The sequence below is a fragment of the Lentzea fradiae genome (genome assembly GCF_900100955.1).
GTDB lineage: Bacteria > Actinomycetota > Actinomycetes > Mycobacteriales > Pseudonocardiaceae > Lentzea > Lentzea fradiae.
Genome location: NZ_FNCC01000023.1, coordinates 13,932 through 31,403, shown reverse-complemented (window position 1 = coordinate 31,403; position 17,472 = coordinate 13,932). Strand labels below are relative to the sequence as shown.

Below are 17,472 nucleotides of genomic sequence, written 5' to 3'. Positions count from 1 at the left end.
CGGAAGAGGGAGAACATGTCGAACGTCGCCACGGGCGGCCGTTGGCTGAAGACCTTCCACCCAGCGCCGGACGACGCCCCGAGGCTGGTGTGCTTCCCGCACGCCGGTGGCTCGGCGGGGTGGTTCAGCAGGCTCGGCGCCGAGCTCGCCGGTGAGGTGCGGCTGTCCGCGGTGCAGTACCCGGGCCGCCTGGACCGCCTGCGCGACGGGCTGGTCGACGACCTGTGCGTGCTGGCCGAACTGGTGTCCGGCGCGCTGGACGTCGAGGACGGCCGCCCGGTGTCGCTGTTCGGGCACAGCATGGGCGCGGTGGTGGCGTTCGAGGTGGCCAGGCGGCTGCGGGCGGCCTCGGTCCCCGTCGCTCACCTCTTCGTGTCGGGCAGGGTGGCACCGCACCTGCGCCGGGACCGGGACGTCCACCTCCTGACCGATGACGGCCTGGTCGAGACGATGGAGCACCTGGGCGGGGTCAGGCCCGGCAGCCTCCGCGACGCGGACCTGCGCGCGCTGGTGCTTCCGGTGGTGCGCAACGACTACCGCGCGATCGAGACGTACCGGTGCGAGCAGGCGCCCCCGCTCTCCTGCCCGATCACCGCCCTGACCGGCGACGACGACCCGATCACCGGGGTGGCCGACGCCCGGGAATGGGCTGTCCACACCGATGCGGGCTTCACGCTCGAGGTCTTCCCCGGCGGGCACTTCTTCCCCTTGCAGCGGTGGGGGAGTGTCGCGGAGGTCGTGCGGCGAGGGCTTCGCGGAACTGCGTGAATACCCGGACGATCGTAGAACAGGTATTTTCACCCCTTGCGGTAGCGGTATCCAGTCCGAGTGGGCGTGATGTGATGATCCCTACACGTGTGTGCGCCATTCATGTGGGCAACGACTCCGCTGTTGTTTTCGGATTCAAATGACCGCACTTCGTGACCATTTCTCCTGAGTGATCCCGGGTTTCGAGCGAGTGATTCCAATCGCTGAAGCGAACCTCGTCGCACGGCTACCTTCGGTCTGTCTGCCGCTCCCGCACCTGCTCCATTCGGGTGAATTTTGACCGTTTCGGGCGGATTGGTTAGTCCGGATGCGGCGATCTGTGTGGACGGGCAAAGTCCTGCGTTCTGCGGATCATCATCCTTCTGGCCGCCTTGAGAACGGCCTTCCGCTATGTATCGTGGTCTCGCTGTCATCGTTGTATGGCTATTCGGATATACGGGTTGCGGGACAGGAGCGGCGGTTCTTCCGAGTCATCTGTGAAAGTTCGGGAAGTTCCGCGGTTCCGGGGTGGGGCACGGTCGGGTAAACGGCTCTGGCGGTCGCGTTGATTTGTCGTCGTGGAGAGACACGTCACCGTGCGCTGCCCGGCCGCGCCATGCTCCGCCGCATTCCGCTCCGCATGGAATGCGTGCCTGGTCATGAGGAGTGGTGTGAACCTTCGTGCAGCGGACCTGACGAGCTTCGTCGGTCGTCGTCACGAGATCGAGCAGGCGGTCGCGTTGCTGGGCGACAACCGGATGGTGACTCTCGTCGGTCCCGGGGGCGCGGGGAAGACCCGGCTGGCGCTGCGGGTGGCCGCCGCGGTGAGCTCGTCGTTCCCCGACGGTGTGTACATGGTGGCGTTGGACGAGGTACCGGATCCCAACTTCGTGGTGCACGCGATCGCCGACGAGCTGGGTCTGCGGGACGTGTCCGGAGACCCCATCCACAGCGTGCTGGCGCACCTGCGGGAGAAGACCGCGCTGCTGCTGCTCGACAACTGCGAACACGTGGTCGGCGCCTGCGGCATGTTCGTGGGCAAGGTGCTCGCGGAGGCGCCCGGAGTGCGTGTCCTGGCGACGAGCCGGCACGTTTTGGGGGGCGAGGGCGAACGCCTGCTGCCGGTGCGCCCGTTGTCCGTGCCACGTCTGCGGGACGGTGTCCAGACCGGCGAAGGCGATGCGGTGGAGCTGTTCGTCGACCGGGCGGCGGCGGCCACCTCCGGCTTCAGGCTGACGGAGGAGAACCACGAGACCGTCGTCCGGATCTGCGAGCAGCTCGACGGAATGCCGCTGGCGATCGAGCTCGCCGCCGCGTGGCTGCGCGTGCTCTCCTTACCGGAGCTGCTGGGGCGCTTGGACGACAAGTTCGGGTTGCTGTCCAGGGGAGTGGCTTCGAAGCACTACCGCCAGCGCACGTTGCGCGGCACGGTCGAATGGAGCTACGAGCTCTGCTCGCCGGAGGAGCAGGCGTTGTGGGCGAGGCTGTCGGTGTTCAACGGTGGCTTCACGCTCGCCGACGCCGAGGCGGTGTGTCCCGGCGGTGTCATCCAGGCCGAAGACGTGCTGATGATCATGATGGGGCTGGTCGAGAAGTCGGTGGTGTCGCGGGAGGGCCACCACGGCTCGGCCCGGTACCGGTTGCTGGAGATGATCTCCCAGTACGGCCGGGACAAGCTGGTGGAGTCCGGTCAGGCGGAGGAGTTCAGGGCACGGCACTGCCGCTACTTCCACGACGCCGTCGAGGCGATCGCCGAAGACTGGTACGGCCCGCGGCAACAGGAGCACATCAAGTGGTTGCGGTGTGAGCACCCCAACATCCGCGCCGCGCTCGAGTTCGGCCTCGGCTCGGCGAACGCCCGCCTCGACGGAGCCCTGCTCGCCACCCGTCTCCACTTCTTCTGGGTCAACTGCGGTTTCGTGGGGGAGGGGATGCGCTGGCTCGACCGGGTGCTGGCCGTGGACGACCTGCCCGACGAGGTGAGGGCCGACGCGCTGCGGGTGAGCGCGTACGGGGCGGCGGTGCTGGGAGACCACGACGTCGCGTTGATGATGGCGCGCCGCGGGGTGGCGCTCGCTCTCCGGATCGGCGACCCCGAACTGCTGATGATGGCCTTGTACAGCGAGGGCACCGCGTCGCTCGTCGCCGCGCGGTACGAGCACGCGGACGCTTGCTTCGGTGAGAGCTCCGCCTTGTTCCACCGGATCGAGAATCCCGGCCGACGGGTGGTCCCGCCTCATGCCGCCAGAGGGGTGCTGGCCGCGCTGTCCGGCGACTGGGGCAAAGCCGAGCAGTTCGCCGAGCGCGCGCTCGCGTACCTGTCGAAGTGCGGGAAGTGCTGGGAGAGCGGCCTGGCGCACTACGCGCTGTCATTGGCGAAGTTGCAGCAGAACGACCGCGCGGCGGCTTTCGAGCACGCGGTCAGGTGCCTGCGCATCGCCGTGGACTTCGAGGACGTTCCGCTCTTCGCGGTGCAGGCGGAGATGCTGGCCAGCACGGCGGCGTCCGATGGTGAAGCCGCTCGCGCCGCGTCCATCCTCGGGTTGGTGGAGAGGATCTGGCTGCAGGTCGGTGGTTCGTTGCTGACCGGCGGCGCGGCCTGGGTCGAGCCGCATCGCGCCCTCGAAGCCGAGCTGCGCGGATCGATGGGCGACAAGGCTTTCTCGGCGGCGGTCGCCGTCGGCACGGCGGAAGGCACCTCCCTCGAACGCGCCGGCAGGTTCCTGCTGAGGAGGTACGACCGGGAAGAGGAGGCGACAGGCCCGCTCACCAAACGCGAGATGGGCGTGGCGGTCGAGCTGGCGCGGGGGGCGACGAACAAGGAGATCGCCGCCGCACTGTCCATCTCGCCGCGGACCGTCGAGGCCCACGTCGACCGCATCCTCCGCAAGCTCGGGTTCTGCTCCAGGGTGCAGGTCGGCATCTGGGTCGCGTCCCGCGCACCGGGGCGGCTGTCCGGTCCCCGCTGATCAGACAGCCGCCGGCAGGCCGCTGTTCAGGGCTCGCCCCGCCCCGGCGGGGCGGCTCCGGACAACGAGCTCCGGCTCGGCGGTCGTGGTGCGGAACACGCTGGAGGCCGCGGCCTCGGCGACCCGCTGGAGGCCGTACACGGTTCGGCCTATGTCGACCTTGCCGGTCGCTCCTCGCACGGTGAGCACGACAGGAGGAATTCCCCGGCCGCCCAGCAGTGGAACGGCGATGCAGGTGACCCCGTCGCCCGAGCTTTTCGCCGTGTAGCACTGACGGGCGAGCCTGGTCAGTTCCTCGGTGAGTTCCGAGACCCTGTCGCGGTTGAGCGAACGAGAAGCGGCGACCTGCCGCGCGGCAGCGGGGTCGAACGCCAGGAGCATCCGTCCCGCGGCGGTCGAGTACGCGCTCGCTCGTCCCGAGTAGTCGCTTTTCGCGTGAATGCCGTCGTGGGCGAAGGCCCGGTACGGGAAAACCACGTTGGTGCCGTCGAGCGTGGCGAGGCTCGCGGTGAGACCGGTGCGCACCAGGACGTCGCAGACGAAAGGGGTGAGTCTTCGGAACAGGTTTTCGCCGACCGGCCCCGGACCGCCGCCGCGCTGCCGGAAAACGGCTTGGTAGGAGGTGCCGCTCTGCGTGACGAGACCCGTTTCCGCCAGGATCTTGAGCGTGCGGTGCGCGGTCGACTTGGGCAGGTCGAGCCGTCTGCTCAGCTCGGAGAGCCGGACGGCCTCCCCGGCGGACTGCAGCTCCGCGAGCAGGGCGAACGCCTTCTCGATCGCCCCTTTCGGACGCTGCCGTTCACACGTCACCACGGTTCCTCCTCGCCGGTCCGCCAACCCGTCGGCACCGGCCGCCGGAAACGCCGATGCTGACCCCACAAGGTTCGCGGAATTCCCGCGACGCGGTAACCGGGAGAAGCACGTAGCGGGGCTTGTACTACTTAGGTGTCACGTAGTCAGTACGTAGAGGTATCCACCGGCGGTGTGCGACTCGCCCGCTGGTACGGAGTTCACGGCACGCTTCGCCGGTAAACACCTCAAAACTTCCCCAGCAACACCTCAAGGAAACCATAAGTCCGGTCGGCCGGTGCCCGCGGGTGGTTGCCCGCCTTGCGCGATCGAGCACCCGTTCCGCGGACTCCGCCCTGGTGTTCAGGTGGGCTGAACACGAGGTGTGGAAAAGCCGTTGTCCTGCTGAATCATTCGAACAGGTGAAGAACAGAAAACCTGGCCTCTTGGCTCGCTTTGTTCCTCACATCTTCCGAGTGAACGGACGGTTGTCTCGTGCGTTCCGCGGCGTCGCGACCACGTGCTGAGAGGCAGAAAATGCTCGAATTGGCGGTGATCGGCGGGGGACCCTCCGCCGTGTGCGTGCTGGCGGCACTCACACGGCGACTCGCTCCCCTCGCCGAGGTCAGCGTGACGGTGTTCGAGCCGGGACCTCACCTGTGGCGGGGACGGGTGTTCCAGCCGGACGGTGACGAGGTGCTGGCGAACGTGCCCATGGAGGACATGTCCGCCCACGCCGGTGATGCCGAGCACGGCGTGAACTGGTTGCACCGCAACGGGTTCGCCTCGCTGGCGAGCGACACCGCCGTTCCGTCCCGGTGGCAGGTGGGCCGTTACCTGGAGGACACCGCGGAGCAGGCGGTGGCGGAGCTGTCCGAGCTGGGATCGCGCGTGCGGATCCGCCGGGAGGCCGTCACGGGGCTCGTTCTCACGGAGGGCAGGTTCTGGGCGCACGGCGACCGGTGGCACCAGGGCCCGTTCGACCAGGTCGTGCTCTGCGTCGGTGGTGCGCCTTCCTATGACCACTACGGACTTTCCGGTGCGGAAGGGTACGTCGGGAACCCCTACCCGATTCGTGACTCGCTCGCCCGCGTACCCGCCAACGCGCGGGTGGGCGTGGTGGGCTCCGGGCTGACCGCCATCGACGTCGTGATGGGGTTGCGCGCACGTGGCCATCAGGGCCCGGTCACGCTCGTGTCGCGCAACGGCAAGCTTCCCGCGGTCCGCAGACGACCCGCACACCGCGAGCTCGGCCACCTGACGGTCCGGCGGGTGGAGGAGATCACCGCGAAGAACGGCGGCCTGACCTTCGACGACGTCGTCCGGCTCGCCACCGCCGAGCTCGTCGACGCGGGGGCGTCGGTCGAAGCGGTCGCCTCCGACCTCTGCTCCACCGCTCCGGCGGTGCGGAAGCTGCGCGAGGACCTCGCGCGGGCCCGCGAGTGCGACGACCCCGGCTGGTCGTTGCTCCGCGACGGCATGGTGGCCTGCGGCCAGGACGCCTGGTACCTGCTGTCCGACGCGGACAAGGACCGCGTCCGCACGCACCACCAGACGCTGATGCGGCATTGCTGCCCGATGCCGGCGGCCAACGCCGACCGGCTGGTGGAGATGTTCGACAGCGGCCAGCTGGCCGTCACGGGCGGCGTGCGCTCCATCTCACCGCGGTCCGGCGGAGGGTTCGACATCGACGCGGACCTCGCAGGACCCGTCGACGTCGTCATCTCCGCGTCGACGCCCGCCCAGCGCGAGGTGCCGCCCACCGCACGGCCGCTGCTCGAGTCCATGCGCTCGCAGGGCCTGCTCGTGGAACACCGGTTCGGCGGAGTCCGGATCGACCGCACCACCAGCAACCTGACCACCTGGCGCGGTGGTGCCGACCGCCGGTTGCACGCGCTCGGTGACCTCACGAGCGGCGCCTACCTCTTCACGTTCGGCATGCCGGTCCTGGCCGCACGCGCCGACCTGATCGCTCACAACATCGCCACAGGGCTTCAGAAGGGAATCTCCCGTGACCACGTATCTGTCCGAAACGGACAAGGCGTTGCCGATGACCAAACCGCCGGTCTTCGATGACCCCGCAGAGGAGCGCGCGTACCTCAAGCGCCGCCTGACCGCGGCGGTGCGCCTCTTCGGGCACTACGGGTTCGACGAGGGCATCTCCGGTCACCTGTCGGTCCGCGATCCCGAACACCACGACCGCTTCTGGGTGAACCCGTTCGGCGTCGCCTTCAACCGCATCCGCGTGTCCGACCTCATCTGCGTCGACACCGAGGGTCGCGTGGTGCACGGCCACCTGCCGGTGAACCCCAGTGCGTTCGTGATCCACTCGGCGATCCACACGCAGCGCCCCGAGGCCCACGCGGCCGCGCACGCGCACACCCTGAACTCCAGGGCTCTCACCGCCCTGAAGCTCGGACTGGCGCCGGTCGACCAGGAGTCGACGGCGTTCTGGAACGACCACGTCCTCTGCGACGACTACGAGGGACCGACCGTGGACCCCGAGCAGGGCAAGGCGGTCGCCGACGCACTGGGCGACAAGCGCGCGATCCTGCTGCGCTACCACGGTCTGATCACGGTCGGCGCGACGATCGACGAGGCCGCCTTCTGGTTCATCAGCTTCGACCGGTGCGCGCAGGTGCAGCTGCTGGCGCGCGCGGCGGGGCAGCTGGTGCCGATGAGCGACGAGCAGGCGGCGTCGGCCAGGGCGGGGTTCGGCGACCCGAACCTGGCCTGGTACAGCTTCCAGGTCCTCTACGACCACATCGTGAACCTCCAGCCCGACTTCCTCGACGAGTAGAACGCCCCGGGCCCCTGCGCACACGCTGATGCGCAGGGGCCCGGGCACCCACAGGTCGTCGCCACCGAGCAGCACGCCGCGGAACGCGACTTCCTCCAGCAGGACCGCGCCGCCCTGTCCGCCGCACGGGCCGGTGGCGCCGAAGCCGCGTCCAAAGCGCCGCGCGACCACATCTCCGGCTTCACCGAGCGAGTCGTCCCGCTGCCGGCCGGAGGCGGCGCGAAGGACCGCACCACCACCGGCTGATCCTCACCAGGGCACCTTGCCGTTGTCGTCGAAGAAGCCGCCCGTCGGGCACTCGCGGCCGAGCGTGGCCAGCCGAACCACGATCGCGGCGCCGTCATCCGCTGTCCTGGTGAGCTGGAACGGCAGGCCCTTGGCGAAGTCCGTGTCGCACGCGCCGGGAGCGATCGCGTTCACCAGGATCCCGTCGCCCGCCAGCGCCTTGGCGTACTGGACGGTCAGCATGTTCAGCGCGGCCTTCGACACCGGGTAGGCCAGCGTGGCGGGCATCCGGCTCAGGTAGTGGGTGGCGTCGGTCGTCCAGGTCATCGACGAGGTGCCGCTGGAGACGTTCACGATCCGCGCCGCGGGCGAGCGGCGCAGCAGCGGGAGCATCGCCTCGGTCACCGCGACGACGCCGAGGAGGTTCGTCTCGAACACCTCCCGCATCCCGTCCAGTCGTGCCGAACCCGGTGCCTGCGCCCCGAGGTCGCCGGAGATTCCGGCGTTGTTGACCAGGACGTCCAGATGGCCGAACCGCCCGGCGATCTCCTCGGCCGCCGCGCTCACACCGCGCTCGTCGGTCACGTCGAGGGCGATCGGATGCGCCGTGCCGCCCGCCGCGCGGATCCCGGCCGCCGCCTCGGCGCCCTTCTCCAGGTCCCTGGCGCCGACGAGCACCGTCACCCCGAGGTCGGCGAGCCGGCCGGCGACCGCCCGCCCGATCCCCTTGTTCCCCCCGGTCACCAACGCGATCGTCGCTTCATCACTCATGTCCCCACCGCACCACCTCCCGGCTCCGCGGGCCAGGACCGGCCTGGTCTCGCGCGATACCCTGAGGGTATGGACGTCCAGAGCCGCGAGCTGCGCTACTTCGTCGCGGTCGCCGAGGAGCTGCACTTCGGGCGGGCCGCGCACCGGCTCGGCATGGCCCAGCCTCCGCTGTCCAGAGCGATCCGCCAGCTGGAGCAGCGGATGGACGTGGCCCTGCTGGAACGCACCAGCCGCGGCGTGCGCCTCACGGCGGCCGGTGAGGTGCTCCTGGCAGAGGGACGCCTGGCGCTGGACGCGATGGCCGCGGCGGTCCGCCGGGCGCGCAGAGCGGCGGCGACCAGCCCGCGCCTGGTCCTGGCGCTCAAGCCCGGCGGCGACGCGGGCCTGCTGATGTCCATCCTGGACCGCTACGCCGCCGTGCCCGGCGCCGTTCCGGTCGACCTCGCCTTCAGCGTCGGCGAACGCGCCGCGATGGTCCGCGACGGGCGCGCCGACCTCGCGCTGCTGCACCGGCCGCAGAACGACCTGACCGGCCTGGACAGCGACGACCTCCACGTCGAGAACCAGGTCGTGGTGCTCCCGGAAGGCCACCCGCTGGCCGGCGGGACCTCGGTGTCGATGGCCGACCTGCGCGACCAGCCCCAGCCCCGCTGGCCGGAGGCCCGTCCCGGGGTGACCGGTCACCCCGTCACCGGAACCGACCAGCTGCTGCAGCTCGTCCGCCTCGGCAGGATGGTCGCGGTGCTCCCGGAGTCGGTCCGCGACCGGCTGCCACCGGGCACGGTGAGCCTCCCGGTCACCGACGCCGAGCCGTCCACCCTCGTGATCGCCTGGCCCAGGGACTCCACCTCCCGCCAGGTCGCCGACTTCGTCCGCGCGGCGACCTCGGTCGCGACCGTCCCCCAGTTCAGCCCGGTGGGTCCCACCGCCCGGCAGACCTTGCCGGGCTGACCGTGTGGAACGTGTCGGCCGACTTCACGGTCAGGCCGGCGTGTGGTCGTGGCCACCGGAACAGTGACTCGCGCGGCTGTGGTCACACGGCGCCCCGCCAGTGCCGGGCACGGGCTCGGGGTGGATGGGCTCACCGCGGACCCTGTCGCGGTAGACCAGATCGGCGGCGACTTGAACCGTCCTGAGTGGACGACGATCTCACCTGCAGTTTGAGGAGGAAGTCGCGCTCGGCCACGCGGGCGAGGAGTGCGACGCAACGTTCGGCGGTGATCGGACCCGGCGACGATCCACTGAGGACGCTCGCGACCCGGTTCGCCACCTTCCACGACCAGTTCTGCACACCGCGGTGGTCCAGTGAGTGGTACGTGATGGAAGCCAAGTTCCACCGCGTCAACGGGTTGGTGCATCTGGTCTCCGACGACGCGCGTGGCAGCTACAGGAGGTCCTACGCCGGTGAGGACGAGGTGCCGAGGCGCCGCAACGCGGCCAGGTAGTCCGCGCTGCACGTGAGTCTTCCCCTTTGGCTGCCCCGACGGAGGATCCCCTTGTGCTGAATGATCCAGCGTTTTCCTGGACATCCGCCGGATAGACAACTGTCGCGTTCCGCTGACACTGTAGTTTCCTCACGCAGATTTATCGGGGGGCCGATGGGTCAGGTGCGCAAACCGGTGGTGCCGCGAGGTGCCGTCCGAACGTTCTTCGACCGCCTGCACGCACTGCATTCCGCCGCCGGGCATCCGAGCATGCGGGAGCTGCAACGGAGCACTCGCAGCCGTCAGCGGCCGAACGGGATCAATCCGACGACGATCCACCAAGCGCTGTCCGGGCCGCGGATGGCCCGGTGGGACACGGTGCACGCGCTGGTCAGTCAGCTCGGCGGGAACGTGGAGGAGTTCGCCGCGCTGTGGCAGGACGGCCGGCGGGCGGAATTCGAGCCAGAGCAGCCAGTGGGCGATGCGGGTCACTGCGTGGGACGGCCGACCCCGAAGGCTCTGCCGCCGGACGTGCCGTTCTTCGTCGGCCGGACCCGGCAGCAGGCGGAGTTGTGCGGACTGCTGGCGCCACTCGGCCAGGCCGCCAGGACCGCGGCCATCTCCGGCACGGCAGGGGTCGGCAAGACCGCGCTGGCGGTGCACTGGGCACACCGCGTGGCCGACCGGTTCCCGGACGGGAACCTGTACATCGACCTGCGTGGCTACGACCCGGCCTCGGTGATGCCGGCGGCCGAAGCGCTCGCGTCGCTGTTGCGCGGGCTGGGCGTGCGGGCCGCGAACGTTCCGACGGAGGTGTCGGAGTGCGCGGCCTGGTACCGGTCGTTGCTGGCTGACCGGAAAATGCTGATCGTGCTGGACAACGCTCGCGACACCGATCACGTGCGGCCGTTGTTGCCCGGCACCCCGTCGTGCCTCGTCGTCGTCACGAGCCGGGACAGCCTGGCCGGGCTGGTCGCCCGGCACGGAGCCCGGCGCGTGCGGCTGGACGTCCTCGAGCTCGCCGAGGCGACCGAGTTGATGCGAGAACTGCTGCTGCCGGGGTTCGACCGCGAACGGGCGGCGATCGAGGCGTTGGCTGAGCGGTGCGCACGACTGCCGCTGGCGTTGCGGATCGCGGCCGAGCTGGCCAACTCCTCCACTGTGGACAATCTGGCCGACCTGGTTCGTGAGTTCACGGACGACGAACGCCGGTTGGACCTCCTGAACGCGGGGGACGACCCGCGAACGGCGATCCGGTCGGTGTTCTCGTGGTCGTACCGACGCCTGCCCGAGGACGCGGCCGGACTCTTCCGGTCGCTCGGGGAGTGCCAGGACCGGCTGCTGGACCTGGCGAGGGTGGCCGCGCTCGCCAGGACGACCGCGGATCAGGCAGGGAGGTTGACGGAAGTGCTCGTGCGCAAGAGCGTGCTCGAACGGGTGGGGCCGGGTGAGTTCACGATGAACAGTTTGCTGTGGGCCTACGCGGCCGACTGTCAGCGACGTTTCTGACGGCCAAGGGCCCTACCAGCCGGGGCGTCCGCCTCCCATGCTGTGCGTCGCTGGCTTTTCCAGCACCGAAATGGGGAGGGTTCATGAGCACGAAGCGAAAGTTGTTCGCCGGCATCGCGGGGGCGGTACTGGCCGTCACGGCGATTGCCACCTCGAGTTCCGCCGCGCCGGCGCCGCAGCCGACGGCCGCCGCACCCGGCATCGGCATCCAGGCGGTCGCCCCCGGCACGGCGACCCTGCGCTTCGACTGGGGCTGCACGGGCAGCTACTCCAGCACGTCGATCACGTTCAACGGCAACGGCACCTTCACGGCCGGGACGCTGTCCGGCGTCTGGGCGCAGACGGGGAGCATCCTGCAGTTCCAGTTCAACGGCGTGAAGACGACGTACGCATCGCTGGTGGCGAGCAACTCCGGAACCGGGACCCAGAGCACCTTCACCGGCACCAACGGCTGTCACCTCCTGCTCGGCCCGGGAGCGGCGGCCCTCGCGGGTACGGACTCCAGCCGAGGCGTGGGAACCCTCGGAGCTGACGGCCGCTGATCGGCGGCACGAACAGGGTGCCGCACTCTGTGCGGCACCCTGTTCTGGTGGAGACCCGGGTGCCGGTCCTGGCCTGGACCCACCGCAGCGCAGAATTCGATGGAAAAACTGGACGAGCTCATTCGGGAGCGAGTCGTGAATGTTCTGTGCTGCTCGCAACAGATATTCCTGCACCTGTTGCGAGCAGCAGTACCTCCGGCACACGCTGCGCGATCACAAGCGGCACCACAACCAGCACCGCACCCACCGGTCACTCGCCGCCGCAGCACCCTTGCGAGCCCCGACCCCAACCCCTCGAACCCGACCAGATCGAACGCTTCGAGGTACTCCGACCAGACCGACTCGGCGGAGTCCTCCACGAGTATCGTCGAGCTGCATCACCTGCGCGGACGTAACTTTCGGCACGCACAGGTCTCCGAGCCGCCGGGAAACCTCAGTCGGCGGCGGTGGTGAGGACAGCTCTTGGTTCGGCGTGCCGTGAACGTCCGCTCCTGCCGACGTGCGGGTGATGAAGGGAGCGGGAAAGGGTTCGCGATGGACGTGAAAGCCTTGGCCAGTGATCGGCTCGCAGGGCAAGCGCGCCGACTGTCACCTGCGGGCCCGAGGGTCAGCGGGTCGGCCTCTGCAGGTTCTTCATCTGTTCCACCGCTGCCCTGGGGTTCGACTCGGCCTGGGAGTTGACCTCGTGCGCTGCGGCACGTTGTTCTACGACCATGAAGTAGCTCCGGCCGCCCGTCGTGATCGGCACCCGGTTGCTGGGGCGGGGGTGGACGTGAGTGACCTCGCCGACCTCCTGGGCGTTGCCGAAGACCGGGGACGTGCGGTTCTGGTCATCGGCCGCCGCCAGGAGCTGCTGACCGGCGAGCAGCCGGGCGACCAGCACGTCGACCAGGTACCGGTAGATGGCGCCGGCATCCACGGCCACGGTCGTGCGTGGGCTGTTGAAGGCCCCGAAGGTGGTCATCACGGAGTCGGCCAGCGGCCCGGCGTGGGTGTCGACCAGCCAGGCGAGCAGGAGCTTGGCGTCGTCGTCGGTGAGGATCGTCATCACCGCGTCCTGCGGACTGAGCTTCAGCAGCACATGAAAGAAGTGCTTGTCGTCGTGGCCCACCTGCTCCCGACTCAGCTCGTGGTTGACGTACATCGCCTCCTGGTACAGCAGGTGGGTGAGCATCGAGGCCAGGTTGATGCCGGGGTTCAGCGGACCCCCGGCCGCGTGGTTCGTGGTCCAGTTCGCGGTGATCGCGGTGACCAGGGCCGCTGCCTGCGTCCTGGCCCTGGCGTGCACAGCCCGGTGCGTCGGGCGCTCGAAGAACGCGCCGAAGTCGCTCGCCGGCTGGGCATTCGTTCGCCCGAGCTTGGAGTACGGAGTCGAGACGTTGGTCTGAGTGTTGAACTTCGGCGTGCCCGTCTGCTTCTTGGACCGCGGCGGCCGGCTCGCCACCAATCGGTACCGCTGCTCATCTCCCTGTTGCAGTGAGCGGTTGTAGTCGCGGAGGAGCTGCGAAATGGTGCCCGCTTTGCGGATGGCGGTCTTGAGCTTGTTCCTGGCGCTGGTGAGCGCGGGGCTCCGGTAGTCGTCCGGCGGGAGGGGACCGTAGACGAGTTCGATCGCGGGGTCGCCGGGCTCCATTCCCTCGATCACGAGCTTCAGCACCGGCGGCCCGGCCTCGGTCACGGCGGTGGTGTGCGCGAGCTCCTGGCCATTGGCCATCCCGTCCTCGAATTGGAGCACCGCGTTGCGCATTTCCATCTCCAGGCCGACGACCATGGGCTGGTTCAGGTTCGCCGGCTGGCGCCGCGTGCCCGTGGCGCCCTGTTGGTAGTCGGTCATGTACTGGGTCACCAGGGCTGTCGTCACGTCCGGGTGTTGTACGAACTGCTGGAGTCTGTTCTGGGAGCCGGGCGTGGAGTCGTTGACGACTGCGGCCGGGTCCTCCCGTCCGCGCCGAATCTCGAAGAAGGTGATGAAGTCCGGATCGTTCGCCAGCGCGCCGACCTGCTGCTGGAACTGGGTGAGCGGCATCCGCTGCACGGGGTGACGCGCGTGCCTCACGTGCCCGTCGCCGGCATGGTCGTGCACCTGTGGCGCGCCACCCGCCATGACGCGCCGCGCGTTGGCCTCTGCCGCGCGTTCACAGGTGTCAGACGGATCCGACATCGTGAGGCCGTCACCTGTCGGCGTGCCGGCGACCGGACCGCTGCGCTGCTGGATGACGTGGGTGAGCTCGTGCGCGAGGGTGTGCCGGTCGCCACCGCCGGAACCGATGACAACGTGCTCACCCGAAGTGTAGGCCCGCGCACCGACTTCGGCCGCCGAAGACCGCGCGGCGGTATCGGTGTGCAGCCGGACATCGGAGAAGTCCGCCCCGAGCCTGGCCTCCATCTCGCTTCGGATCGGACCATCCAGCGGCTGTCCGGGGGAGCGGAGCACTTCGTGCACCGCTGAACGCTGGAGGTGGTGTTGATCGGCATCGGCGGGAGGCTCGTGGCCGCGCCGGGCGGCCACGAGGCCGGCCACCGCATCGTTGCCTATGCTGCGTTGCAGCGTCAGCAACATGTCCGGTGACAGGTGTTCCGGACAAGAGGCAGCCGACCCCGCCGCGCGGGTGTTACCCGCCGACCCGCCAGCACGGCGCCAGCGGCTCACGTCCGTGGAGTGCTGCCGCTCCGGCTGATCCTGTACATGCACAACTGTCTCCGTTCCGAGCAGGACCGCATGCGCACCAGCACCTGTTTACGCGCGCCCCGGTAACGCGGAAAAGGTCCCGAAAGGCAATCCTCGGACACCCTGATTGCCCTCACGCGCTCGACGGAGATCTCACCAACGCGGACCGCCACGAACTCCTCGCCGTCCACCGGATCCGGCTCCAGACCGCGCCCGCCTGCTGGCTGGGCACTCGACTTCCTGCGGCGGCCGCCGCCGAACCCCGCCGGTGAGGACATGAACCCGCTCGACGCCGAGATCGCCAGACGCGTCATCCACTCCTCGACCGAGAGAAACGGGCAGGCCCGTACAACATGACGAGCGTTCGAGCGCGAGTTCGTGCCGATGCGCCAGCACCTCGGTTCTGCCTCGCACTGAACCTGCCGAGCAGTGCACCAGGCCGTGCTGCCGCACCCCGCTTTGTTTGGCAACATTTTCTGCACTGCAGGCATGGCTGCGCTGCCGACCTGGATGACTGTACCGATCACCAGACCGCTCATAGGTGCTGAGCCTTCTACATCCCGCGGTGATCTCGTACTTCTGTAGCACCTGGAGGGCCTTGGCCAGTCGGCCAGCGCGGCGTGGACAGCAGCGGAGCCTGCGCAGGATCACGTGGCGGCGAGGATGTTCCAGATCCGGGCTGCGGCGGTGTCGTGAATGCTGCCGGGCAGGTCGCCGGAGACCCATAGGATCGAACCGTCCGGGGACGCGATCACTTGCAGGCTCACGTCGTGACCCTGTGTTCACCCACGAGAGAAACTCGCTCGCGTAGCCCATGACGCAGCTGCAACGCTTTGCTCGTGAATGACCAGAGGCCAGAGAAATGCATCTTCTGCGCCATCGTCGCCGGAGAGGCCGAGGCGAGCGTGGCGTATGCCGATGATCGCGTCGTTGCGTTCATGGACCTCGGAGCGGTGACGCCGGGGCACGTCCTCGTAGTGCCACGGTTGCATGCCACCGGCCTGGAAGACTTGGACGAGGAGACGAGCACACACGTCTGGAGGATCGGCCACCGCGTCGGCCGCGCCCTTCGACGCTCTGGCCTGCGTTGCGAGGGCGTCAACTTGTTCCTCGCCGATGGAGAAGCCGCCTTCCAGGAGGTCTTCCACTTCCATCTGCACGTCTTTCCGCGCTTCCGCGGCGACGGCTTCCGCATCGACGCAGACTGGGCCACCCGTGCTCGCCATTTGCTCGACGAAGAAGCTGGCGCCGTCCGCCAGGGGCTGGACATCATCGACGCCGACGCACCACCAGCAGCGCCCGCTGACACAGAGAACTAACGCACTGCGCTTGACTCGATCACCCGGATAGGTGGGCTTGTGCATCGGAGCAGGGCAAATGTTCCACGCGCACTGGACAGTTACACGTGCACCTGAACGCTGATTGATCGCCCGATCATCTGCTGCGAACAGCTCGCTCTCACATCGAGGGCAACCGCACGCTCGTGCCGACAGAGGTCGAGGGGGTGACCTCCGGCTGGTGCTCGCACGCCACCACTCGACGACGGCAACAACACGTCCCAGGTCAGACCACCAGGAATAGCTTTGGCACCCAGTAGGACTGCCGGAATGTGCCGGAATCAGTAGGGCCAGCCGGGAACGTTCAAACGAATGCTGTACAGGCCGAAGTTTCCGGTGTTGCCGCCGGTGGATGCGGTACCCGACGTGATGTAGAGGGTTTTCCGGTCGGGGCCGCCGAAGGCGACGTTGGTCGCGTTGCGGCCGGCGGAGATCGTGCCGAGGAGCTCGCCGGCCGGGGAGTACACGTGGACCTTTCCGCTGTTGTAGGTGGCTTGGTACAGGTTTCCCGCGCAGTCGACGGTGCCGCCGTCGGTGCCGTCGAGCGACGCGAAGTCGCTGCGCTGCCCGGTGCTCCCGTCCGCGTCGACGGGGTAGCGGTAGATCTTGCCGGTCGCGTTGCCGCCGACGTAGAGGGTTTTACCGTCCGGGGAGAGCTCGATGCCGTTCGGCTGGCGGATCGTGTCGTCGATCAGGGTGACGACACCGTTGGTGACGCGGAAGACGCCGGTCCTGCCCGACATCTCGTCCGGGCGGTTCGCGCGCTGGAAGTTCGGGTCGGTGAAGTAGACCGTTCCGTTCGCGGCCACGGTGACATCGTTGGGAGAGTTGAACAGTCGTCCCTGGTAGGTCGCCGCGATCGTCGTCCGCTGCCCGGTGGTCAGGTCGTACGAGGACAGGCTGCGCTGGTCGTGGGTCGCCGCGAGGACGGACGTGCCGTCACGGCTGATCGCCAGACCGTTGCTGCCCGCGTTCTTGACGAAAGTGGTGAACGTGCCCGTCGAAGGGCTGTAGCGCAGGATGTCCGAAGGCTGGACGTTCTGCGGGCCGGTGCCGTCGTACATGTTGGACAGCAACAGGGTTTGCGTCGCCGCGTCCCAGGTCGGACCCTCCAGGAAGTTGAACCCGTCCTTGATCTTGGCCGCGGTCAGGTTCGGTGAGGGCAGCGGAGTGCCGAACGGCCCGTCGGGGCATGGTCCTTCGGCTGCCGCGGCCGAGGTGCCGGTGACGCTCGCGGAGACGATGCCCAGGATGATCGTGGCCATCGCGATCTTTCGCTGCCGTGCTCGGATGCTCATGCCGGTGACATCCTCGCTTCCGGTTGGAGGACTGTGCCTTGAACTGTGGAGGATGATTTCGGTGCGGTCAAGTCGCGACGAAAAGGTTTCTTCCGGCCAAGAGGTGGATCGTCGGAGTGTTTGGGATCGCTAAATTTCGGGTGAGTTTTTAGCTTGTGGGGTGGCTGTGCGCGGGCGCCATCAGGTCCTCGCTTCACGTGCGCTGCGGTTCGACAGTCAAATCGAGCGGTGGTTCGATGAATTCGACGAGCGGGCCGTGCATGAAAGCGATGGACGTGGGTATGTGTCGAGTGCGAATTGTTCGTGCTTCATTCGCGCGTGACGGTCGCGTGGCAGCCGGAACGCCGTGCGTCACATCGCCTACCTCGCTGTCTTCCACGCTTCGTCGAGCGG

The 17,472-nt window shown here is 68.5% G+C and carries 14 protein-coding genes and 1 pseudogene; 9 read left to right on the top strand and 6 right to left on the bottom strand.

Annotated elements, in window-relative coordinates; translation table 11 throughout:
* The first annotated feature begins 15 nt into the window (after window positions 1–15).
* Both BLT23_RS37360 and BLT23_RS37355 read left to right on the top strand, forming a co-directional pair.
* Window positions 16–768 (top strand): thioesterase II family protein, encoded by a 753-nt coding sequence (locus BLT23_RS37360; protein ID WP_090059655.1) that lies wholly within the window; start codon window positions 16–18, stop codon window positions 766–768.
* Between the two features lie 650 nt (window positions 769–1,418).
* On the top strand, window positions 1,419–3,716 hold the full coding sequence (locus BLT23_RS37355) for an ATP-binding protein (RefSeq protein WP_090059654.1): 2,298 nt from the start codon (window positions 1,419–1,421) through the stop codon (window positions 3,714–3,716).
* Here BLT23_RS37355 and BLT23_RS37350 read toward each other — a convergent pair whose 3' ends face one another.
* Window positions 3,717–4,529 carry an IclR family transcriptional regulator gene (locus tag BLT23_RS37350; protein WP_176947114.1) on the bottom strand — a complete coding sequence of 271 codons (813 nt, stop codon included), beginning with the start codon at window positions 4,527–4,529 and terminating at the stop codon, window positions 3,717–3,719.
* A 513-nt stretch (window positions 4,530–5,042) separates the two neighbouring features.
* On the opposite strand from BLT23_RS37350, the gene BLT23_RS37345 reads away from it, so the two are divergent.
* Both BLT23_RS37345 and BLT23_RS37340 read left to right on the top strand, forming a co-directional pair.
* Window positions 5,043–6,581 carry an FAD/NAD(P)-binding protein gene (locus BLT23_RS37345; RefSeq protein ID WP_090059650.1) on the top strand — a complete coding sequence of 513 codons (1,539 nt, stop codon included), beginning with the start codon at window positions 5,043–5,045 and terminating at the stop codon, window positions 6,579–6,581.
* Window positions 6,517–7,305, top strand: a complete 789-nt coding sequence (locus BLT23_RS37340) for a class II aldolase/adducin family protein (RefSeq protein WP_218133993.1) — start codon at window positions 6,517–6,519, stop codon at window positions 7,303–7,305. The genes BLT23_RS37345 and BLT23_RS37340 overlap by 65 nt, the downstream gene beginning before the upstream one ends.
* 249 nt (window positions 7,306–7,554) lie before the next feature.
* Here the strand turns inward: BLT23_RS37340 and BLT23_RS37335 are convergent, their stop codons facing one another.
* Window positions 7,555–8,301, bottom strand: coding sequence for an SDR family NAD(P)-dependent oxidoreductase (locus tag BLT23_RS37335; protein WP_090059646.1), 747 nt, complete (start codon window positions 8,299–8,301; stop codon window positions 7,555–7,557).
* Window positions 8,302–8,370: 69 nt separating this feature from the next.
* Here BLT23_RS37335 and BLT23_RS37330 point away from each other — a divergent pair, with 69 nt between their 5' ends.
* The 4 genes from BLT23_RS37330 (at window position 8,371) to BLT23_RS37315 (ending at window position 11,776) form a co-directional block, all read left to right on the top strand.
* A complete protein-coding gene (locus tag BLT23_RS37330) occupies window positions 8,371–9,252 on the top strand; it encodes a LysR family transcriptional regulator (RefSeq protein ID WP_090059644.1) in 882 nt (293 codons plus the stop codon).
* A 266-nt stretch (window positions 9,253–9,518) separates the two neighbouring features.
* Window positions 9,519–9,746 carry a hypothetical protein gene (locus BLT23_RS37325; RefSeq protein WP_090059642.1) on the top strand — a complete coding sequence of 76 codons (228 nt, stop codon included), beginning with the start codon at window positions 9,519–9,521 and terminating at the stop codon, window positions 9,744–9,746.
* A 153-nt stretch (window positions 9,747–9,899) separates the two neighbouring features.
* Window positions 9,900–11,234, top strand: a complete 1,335-nt coding sequence (locus BLT23_RS37320) for an NB-ARC domain-containing protein (RefSeq protein WP_176947113.1) — start codon at window positions 9,900–9,902, stop codon at window positions 11,232–11,234.
* Between the two features lie 83 nt (window positions 11,235–11,317).
* Window positions 11,318–11,776: a hypothetical protein gene (locus BLT23_RS37315; RefSeq protein ID WP_090059639.1), complete on the top strand. Its 459-nt coding sequence runs from the start codon at window positions 11,318–11,320 to the stop codon at window positions 11,774–11,776.
* Between the two features lie 607 nt (window positions 11,777–12,383).
* Here the strand turns inward: BLT23_RS37315 and BLT23_RS37305 are convergent.
* The 3 genes and pseudogenes from BLT23_RS37305 to BLT23_RS37300 all read right to left on the bottom strand — a co-directional run.
* Window positions 12,384–14,336, bottom strand: coding sequence for an eCIS core domain-containing protein (locus tag BLT23_RS37305; RefSeq protein ID WP_090059637.1), 1,953 nt, complete (start codon window positions 14,334–14,336; stop codon window positions 12,384–12,386).
* A gap of 86 nt (window positions 14,337–14,422) precedes the next feature.
* Window positions 14,423–14,983 (bottom strand): hypothetical protein, encoded by a 561-nt coding sequence (locus BLT23_RS40380; protein WP_143036178.1) that lies wholly within the window; start codon window positions 14,981–14,983, stop codon window positions 14,423–14,425.
* 19 nt (window positions 14,984–15,002) lie between these two features.
* Window positions 15,003–15,217 (bottom strand): annotated as a pseudogene (locus BLT23_RS37300) (IS5/IS1182 family transposase); the annotation flags it as partial.
* A gap of 66 nt (window positions 15,218–15,283) precedes the next feature.
* Between BLT23_RS37300 and BLT23_RS37295 the strand changes: the two are divergent.
* Complete coding sequence (locus tag BLT23_RS37295; protein WP_090059635.1) at window positions 15,284–15,763, top strand: HIT family protein; 480 nt, start codon at window positions 15,284–15,286, stop codon at window positions 15,761–15,763.
* A gap of 299 nt (window positions 15,764–16,062) precedes the next feature.
* Here the strand turns inward: BLT23_RS37295 and BLT23_RS37290 are convergent, their stop codons facing one another.
* On the bottom strand, window positions 16,063–17,079 hold the full coding sequence (locus tag BLT23_RS37290) for an SMP-30/gluconolactonase/LRE family protein (protein WP_090059634.1): 1,017 nt from the start codon (window positions 17,077–17,079) through the stop codon (window positions 16,063–16,065).
* Window positions 17,080–17,472: the final 393 nt, after the last annotated feature.